Below are 245 nucleotides of genomic sequence, written 5' to 3'. Positions count from 1 at the left end.
ATGTGAACACACACGGCCATCCCAGCCGATCCACGTACCACCTGACTGTTTCAGCGTGCTCCAGAGAGCGACAGCCAGCCCCCCGGAGCGGGATTCATCAGGGTCTGCAGTTCTGTTTGAAATCACCACAAGTTTTGACATAGTTATATCCTTATAGCGCAGTAGTTATATCCGGAATAACGGCATATTCCCGCTTATAGTAGAGCAGTGAGTCTTTAGTGTTTTCGGTCTCGACTTCTTTAACG

General features: G+C 49.0%; 1 pseudogene. It reads right to left on the bottom strand.

What is annotated here, in order from left to right:
* Nucleotides 1–141 (bottom strand): annotated as a pseudogene (locus SB786_RS37295) (alpha,alpha-trehalose-phosphate synthase); the annotation flags it as partial.
* Nucleotides 142–245: the final 104 nt, after the last annotated feature.

The sequence above is a fragment of the Burkholderia sp. SIMBA_062 genome, from assembly GCF_046534765.1.
In the GTDB taxonomy this organism is placed as follows: Bacteria; Pseudomonadota; Gammaproteobacteria; order Burkholderiales; family Burkholderiaceae; genus Burkholderia; species Burkholderia ambifaria.
Note: the sequence above shows the minus strand (reverse complement) of the source record. Positions and strands in the feature narration are given on the sequence as shown.